The sequence below is a fragment of the Flavobacterium croceum DSM 17960 genome (genome assembly GCF_002917885.1).
Classification (GTDB): Bacteria; Bacteroidota; Bacteroidia; order Flavobacteriales; family Flavobacteriaceae; genus Flavobacterium; species Flavobacterium croceum.
Genome location: NZ_PQNY01000072.1, coordinates 1 through 2,263, shown reverse-complemented (window position 1 = coordinate 2,263; position 2,263 = coordinate 1). Strand labels below are relative to the sequence as shown.

The window sequence follows — 2,263 nt, the reverse complement described above, 5'->3', positions numbered from 1 at the left end:
GAAAAAACCACGAAGTTGAAACATTCATAATTTTTTCTTTAATAAACCAGGAAAAATTTCTTCCGGAATTTTTCCGCGTATAGCAGGCAACGTTTCGCGGCTTGGAGCAGAAGCGAAGCCAGCGAACGAATTAATTTCTGTTAAAGATAAACATTTTCGTGAAAAATAGATTTCAAATTAAGAGAAATTGAGCTTTTGCGCCAAACCGCTGTTGCCTGCTGTGCGAATCTGCGTTTTTTCTGTTTTCAAGTCGAGTAGTTTTTTTCTTTCAGTTTTTCAGTTTTTTCGCTTTCGCTTGTAAAAAAGTTTTCCGCTTTCGACGTTTCAAATTTTCTTTTCAGTTTCTCCTTTTAAAATCTTTCAGATTTCACTTTTTAAGCACAATTTCCCTCAGGTTTTCTGTTAGATTTCAGTTTTTCTGTCCAATCTCGTTCAGCCGTAATTTTCTGATAAAGTTCCGACAAAAAAAGAAAAGAAAAACCACGAAGTTCGAGTATTCATTATTCTTTCTTTAATAAACTAGGAAAAATTTCTTCCGGAATTTTTCCGCGTATAGCAGGCAACGTTCTCGCGCTTGTGCTAGTGGCGTAGTTTGATTACTAGCCAAACCAAAAATACACAAATAATTGATTTGGCGGATTGTTTTCTGAACAAAAATTACCTAGCCATTAGCACAAACGTGTGTTGGGCGATGTTTTTTATTTTTCTTTCGAAAAGTATTTTTGAATATTTGTTTCATATTCTTTTATTTTTGAGAAAACTAAATTTAAATTTGATATTGTTTGATTTAGTTTGTTGTACTTTTCACTTATAATTTTAAATTCTTCATGAAATTCTTCATATTCTGGAAAAGAAGTGTTTTTTTTATAGAAATATAAAATTTCGTCAAATTCAATTCCTTTTTCTCTACAATTTTTTATTATTTCCCTTTTGATTTTTAAGAATTCATTATTATAATTTTCATCTTTTATGGATAACTCTTTATAAATTGGTTTTAATGGTTCAAACTCTTTTTGTAAAACGTTAAGTTCGTCTTTGATTGTTTCAATTTCTTTCAAAAGATATGGTTGAATTTTTTTATTACAATTTTCCAAGCGTGTTATGAATATGTCGACTTTAGTAATATCTCTAAAAGCTAAAATCTTATTAACAAATTCCAATGATCCACTAATTTTTTCTCCACGAAATTCCATTAAATAATGACCTTTTTTATTTACCTCATAATGACCGTTAGTCTCTCTATCGATAAAATTGAATTTATCTTTTAGGAATATATTCTCTAAACCGTAAACCATTTCTTCACATTCGTCAAGAATATATTTTTCAATGAATTTGCTTTCATCTGTAATTGATAAATTGCAAGCATCTTTTGCAAAAGTCATTGCATCTTCCCAATAGTAATTTTCAATATTTGGTTTATAAGAATTATATTTTAGATGTTTTATATATCTTGTATAAATTCTTGTGTATCGAACTATTTCTGAAAATTTTGCGTGTTCATAATTTATCCAATCAGAAAATGGTGTGATTTCAATATTTTTATATTTAATTATAGTATAAAAATAGCTTGAGTTTCCAAAACCAAAATTTGTTTTAATTTCAATTGAAAAATTTTCATTTAGATTATAAATTGGATTTGACCATCCTGCACTTCTATGAGAAAAGGAAATTATATTAATATCTTCTATACATTTTTTATAAGAAATATTTATTGCATATGATTTAAATCTAATTTCAAATTCATTCTTAATTTCTTGCAAATATTCAGAAACAGCTTCGTATTCATTAAAGTTTTCCTCATTTCTTGATTTTAACTCAAATAAGTCAATATGAGTTTTAATTTGCTTAATTATTTCTGTTTTTGAGAATAGTTTTTGTTGATATGTTCCAATAAGACTTACACAATATTTATGAAAAAAATATAGCTTTTCAAGATATTTGCTATCATCTATAAGACTTATTAATTCTTTTAAAGTTGAACTACTTTTAGAGAAAAATGAATTAAATTCAATTTGTTCTGATAAAATTGGATTCACAATATTCTCGTAATCTACAAAAATTAAATTTTCAGAGTTTTTTTTTAAAACAAGTAGATATTCTTCATTAATTTTTTCATCCATTTTTTTGAATAGTTCTTAATTTCCATGAGTTTCGGCAAAATATCGCCCAACGTTGGGCGGCTTGGAGCAGAAGCGAAGCCAGCGAACGAATTAATTTCTGTTAAAGATAAACATTTTCGTGAAAAACGGACTTCAATTTAAGA

At 27.4% G+C, this 2,263-nt stretch carries 1 protein-coding gene; it reads right to left on the bottom strand.

What is annotated here, in order from left to right:
• Positions 1–698 precede the first annotated feature (698 nt).
• Entirely contained in the window at positions 699–2,120 is a 1,422-nt protein-coding gene (locus Q361_RS13430) for a hypothetical protein (protein ID WP_103727236.1), read from the bottom strand.
• Between the last annotated feature and the right edge of the window lie 143 nt (positions 2,121–2,263).